This window comes from Altibacter sp., assembly GCF_019913785.1.
In the GTDB taxonomy this organism is placed as follows: Bacteria; Bacteroidota; Bacteroidia; order Flavobacteriales; family Flavobacteriaceae; genus Altibacter.
The window spans coordinates 1-4261 of record NZ_JAIOHK010000068.1 but is presented as its reverse complement, the minus strand read 5'-3'; the positions used below and the strand labels follow the sequence as shown (position 1 = coordinate 4261).

Here is a 4261-nt window from a genome sequence, read left to right as displayed (position 1 = left end):
AGTGTTTTGTTAGACACGTAAATGTATAAAAAAAAACGGCATGTCTCTGTATAGCAATAATTTAATTCATAAAAAAGAAAATATCAGTTTCGGCTCGAATATCTTTAGTATTCAATCTTAATTAAAGAACCATCCAACCGATGCGCTTATTACTGAGTTTTTGACATCAACATCCTTTACCACTTTAAGAATTCCTGCTGTATATCTGGCTTGAAAGAACAGCCCCACAGGTAATTTATATTGAATACCTCCTGCCACTGCAAGATCCAGTGTCTCAACATTTTCAATATCTACGCTTTCACCATCTTCTTTTTCTTTAGCGCTTACGTTAATACCTACTTGGGGTCCCCCCTGCAGGCTGAATCCCTCAGTTAAAGTGAAATCAACCATAATTGGAATATTTACATAATCAAGCACCCCTTTGACATCAATTCCCGAATCTTCAGCCTTGTAACCTTGTGAAGAATATACTAATTCCGGTTGCAAGGCAATAATATCCGAAAATTCAACATTAACCACTGCTCCCAGGTGATAACTAATACGTCCCGATACGCTGTATACATCATAGCCTGTAAGATTAGCAATGTTGGGTCCGGCTTTTACACCGAAGCTAATATCCTGTGCATTAATAGTGGTCAGTCCAATTCCTATAAAAGCAAACAATAAGAGTAATTTTTTCATCATGAAATTCTTGAATTAAAAAGCGGAAGCTTTCACCCCCGCTTAAATTATTAAAAATGTTCAGTTCTCTTATAAATGTATGGCAAAACCAACATTAAAACTAAACTGATTGAAATCTCCGTCACCTGCGTCTTCATTCATGCCTAATCCATAGCGTAATCCCGGCTCAACACTGACAGAGTCTGTAATGAACCAAGCATATCCGGCTTGAATTCCAACCCACATCGGTGAAAAACCATTCCCTGAAGCACCATTCACATCTGCTCCAACAGGAATCATCCCTATAATGTAATATTTGGCTCCAAATTTCCAGCCAAACATTCCGTCTACACCATCTTGACCACTATCTCCATAACCAAGTCCTCCTTTTAATGCTAGGTCATCTATTATAAAATACCCAGCATCAAAACCGATATTCCAGGCAGTGGTGCCGTCGATCGATCTTAAATAGATTCCTGTACCGCCACCGGCAGCTTCACCAAAACCTGTGTTAGCTTCAATAAGCCAACTTCCTTGATCTGTTTGTCCCCCACCACTGTCATCGCCTTGAGCGTAACTGTTGGAAGACAATCCAAAAACTGCTAATGCAGCCATAAAAAGTAGTTTTTTCATAATTTAAGTGTGTTTAGTTAACTAGATAAAGCTAATAAAATAAACCATACCACGTATATAGGGCACTTGCCCTATTTACTAACAGCTTATTAACAACCTGATTTTCAATAAAAAGCCGTAACAATTTCTTATTACGGCTCGTTAATTTGTATTGAGTATAAATTATTACAGAAAGGAATACCCAACAGCTAGTGTAATTACGCTATTTTTTCCTGAGTCCGACTTCATTATATCGGTCAATCCAAAATTATAACGACCACTTAGACGTATTCCAAACGGAAAATCGTAAGCAACACCGGCAACGCCTGTAAGATCGAATGATTCAGCCTTTGCATTACCTATAATTTCACCGGGAAGGTTTTTAAAATTATCGTCAACCACAAAGCCAAATTGCGGTCCGGCCTGTAAATTAAAGTTTTCAGTAACATAGTATTTTAAAACTACCGGAACATTCACATAATTCAAATCGATCGATCCACCATCAAACTCAGCTCCTTGCTGCGAATACAATAAGTCGCCTTGAATTCCTATTTTGTCGCCAAACTTTGCACCGGCAAAAACACCAACGACAAAACCGGTTTTGTTTGAAAGTCCGGATGCATCGGTTATATTGGCAAAATTTGCTCCCGCCTTTATACCCAAATCGAGGTCTTGGGCCGAAACAGCGGTAACGGTAAAGGTTGCAACTAAAATTAAAATCAATTTTTTCATACACTTGTTTTAGGTTAAATATTCAATAAATATAGGTTAAAACGAAGAACTGGAATAAATATTTTTTAACCGTATTTTTGTTTCTGAATCTGGAAAAGCCCAAAATCCATGAAATGGCAACAAGCCCTAACCGACTATAAAAGTTATCTTCGTATAGAACGAGGGCTTTCCGAAAATTCGGTGGTAAATTACGCTCTGGATATCAAGAAATTAGTGAGATGGTTGGAAGAAAATGAAATCACCGCTTCTCCTATATCTATTTCTGAAGAAACCCTGCAGCAATTCATCTATACCATTGCCAAAGAAGTAAATCCCAGATCTCAAAGTCGTATCATTTCGGGCTTACGCGGATTTTTTAATTACCTGATCTTTGAAGAATATCGAAAAACCAATCCGTTAGAATTGATTGAAAGTCCGAAAATTGGACGAAAACTCCCCGATACCCTATCAACTTCAGAAATTGATGCCTTAATTTCGGCTATTGATCTTAGTAAACCCCAAGGAGAACGAAACCGTGCTATCCTAGAAACGCTTTATGGCTGTGGTTTGCGGGTTTCAGAATTAATCCACCTCCACATATCCGATCTGTTCTTTGACGAAGGTTTTATAAAAGTAACGGGGAAAGGTGATAAACAGCGTTTTGTACCCATAGGGCCTACCACCATTAAGTATATTGAACTGTATAGAAACGAAGTACGGTTGCATCTCACAATTCATCCAATGGCCAAGGACACCCTTTTTCTAAATCGCAGAGGAAAACCGCTTACACGGGCTATGATCTTTACTATTGTAAAACAATTAGGTGAACTTGCAGGCATCCACAAAACGATTAGTCCGCATACGTTTCGACATTCCTTCGCTACGCATTTATTGGAAAATGGCGCCGATTTAAGAGCCATTCAGCAGATGTTAGGCCATGAAAGTATAACAACCACAGAAGTATACACCCATATAGACAAGAGACATCTTACGGATGTGATGAATACTTTTCATCCAAGAAAATAGGTTTGAACTATTTGGCGATATTAACAGCTCGCGTTTCGCGGATTACCGTCACTTTTACCTGTCCGGGATAGGTCATATCGGTTTGGATCTTCTGGGAAATCTCAAAAGATAACTGCGCCGCCTTTTCATCGCTCACCTTTTCGCTTTCTACCATCACGCGTAATTCACGTCCCGCCTGTATGGCATAGGCCTTGTTCACGCCTCCAAATCCAAAGGCTATATCCTCAAGATCTTTTAGACGCTGGATATACGAATCTAACACCTGTCGTCTTGCTCCCGGTCTCGCACCGCTAATCGCGTCACAAACCTGAACAATTGGCGATAACAAGTTGGTCATTTCAATTTCATCGTGGTGGGCTCCAATAGCGTTACACACTTCGGGTTTTTCACCGAATTTTTCGGCCCATTGCATCCCAAGGATGGCATGAGGCACTTCGGTTTCGGTTTCGGGCACTTTTCCTATATCGTGTAAAAGTCCGGCGCGTTTCGCCAATTTGGGGTTCAGACCTAATTCGGATGCCATCACGCCACATAATTTAGCGACTTCCCGTGAGTGTTGCAACAGGTTTTGTCCATACGACGAACGATACTTCATTCTACCAACGGCTTTTATCAGTTCGGGATGCAATCCGTGGATCCCAAGATCGATCACGGTTCGCTTTCCAACCTCAATGATTTCCTCTTCAATTTGTTTTGTTGTCTTCTGAACTATTTCTTCAATACGTGCCGGGTGAATACGTCCATCGGTCACCAATTTGTGCAAGGACAAACGCGCCACCTCACGTCTCACTGAATCGAAACAAGAAAGAATGATTGCTTCCGGGGTGTCGTCTACAATGATCTCTACACCCGTCGCAGCTTCAATCGCACGAATATTACGCCCTTCACGGCCAATGATCCTACCTTTCACGTCATCGCTCTCCAAATTAAACACCGAAACACAATTTTCAACGGCTTCTTCGGTACCTATTCGCTGTATGGTGTTGATTATGATCTTCTTCGCCTCCTGCTGCGCTGTCATTTTGGCTTCTTCCATAGAAGATTGTATGTACGCCATCGCTCCGGTTTTGGCCTCTTCTTTAAGATTTTCTATGAGTTGTGTTTTGGCGTCTTCGGCAGAAAGGCTGGAAATCACTTCTAGCTGCTCTATCTGACTGCGGTGTAGCTTCTCTACGTCACTTTGTTTCTTGTCCAAGAAAGCTATTTTTTCTAAATAGTCCTTTTCTTTAGATTCTAATTCGGCATTCAATCT

General features: G+C 40.6%; 5 protein-coding genes. 1 reads left to right on the top strand and 4 read right to left on the bottom strand.

The features are described 5' to 3' along the window. Positions 1-117: 117 nt before the first annotated feature. The 3 genes from K8F54_RS12290 to K8F54_RS12280 all read right to left on the bottom strand — a co-directional run bounded on the left by K8F54_RS12290 (position 118) and on the right by K8F54_RS12280 (position 2004). Complete coding sequence (locus K8F54_RS12290) at positions 118-684, bottom strand: porin family protein (RefSeq protein WP_290791388.1); 567 nt, start codon at positions 682-684, stop codon at positions 118-120. A gap of 66 nt (positions 685-750) precedes the next feature. Then, positions 751-1293: a hypothetical protein gene (locus tag K8F54_RS12285; protein WP_290791386.1), complete on the bottom strand. Its 543-nt coding sequence runs from the start codon at positions 1291-1293 to the stop codon at positions 751-753. Between the two features lie 165 nt (positions 1294-1458). Continuing rightward, positions 1459-2004 (bottom strand): porin family protein, encoded by a 546-nt coding sequence (locus tag K8F54_RS12280; protein WP_290791384.1) that lies wholly within the window; start codon positions 2002-2004, stop codon positions 1459-1461. Between the two features lie 108 nt (positions 2005-2112). Between K8F54_RS12280 and xerD the strand changes: the two genes are divergently transcribed. Next, a complete protein-coding gene (gene xerD / locus K8F54_RS12275) occupies positions 2113-3009 on the top strand; it encodes a site-specific tyrosine recombinase XerD (RefSeq protein ID WP_290791382.1) in 897 nt (298 codons plus the stop codon). Between the two features lie 7 nt (positions 3010-3016). On the opposite strand, the gene rny is transcribed toward xerD, so the two are convergent. Then, a partial coding sequence (gene rny / locus K8F54_RS12270) for a ribonuclease Y (RefSeq protein ID WP_290791380.1) occupies positions 3017-4261 on the bottom strand: 1245 nt, incomplete at its 5' end.

Coding starts and splice junctions, on each gene's coding strand:
- K8F54_RS12290 (WP_290791388.1), bottom strand. CDS start 684: ATGATGAAAAAATTACTCTTATTGTTTGCTTTTATAGGAATTGGACTG.
- K8F54_RS12285 (WP_290791386.1), bottom strand. CDS start 1,293: ATGAAAAAACTACTTTTTATGGCTGCATTAGCAGTTTTTGGATTGTCT.
- K8F54_RS12280 (WP_290791384.1), bottom strand. CDS start 2,004: ATGAAAAAATTGATTTTAATTTTAGTTGCAACCTTTACCGTTACCGCT.
- xerD (WP_290791382.1), top strand. CDS start 2,113: ATGAAATGGCAACAAGCCCTAACCGACTATAAAAGTTATCTTCGTATA.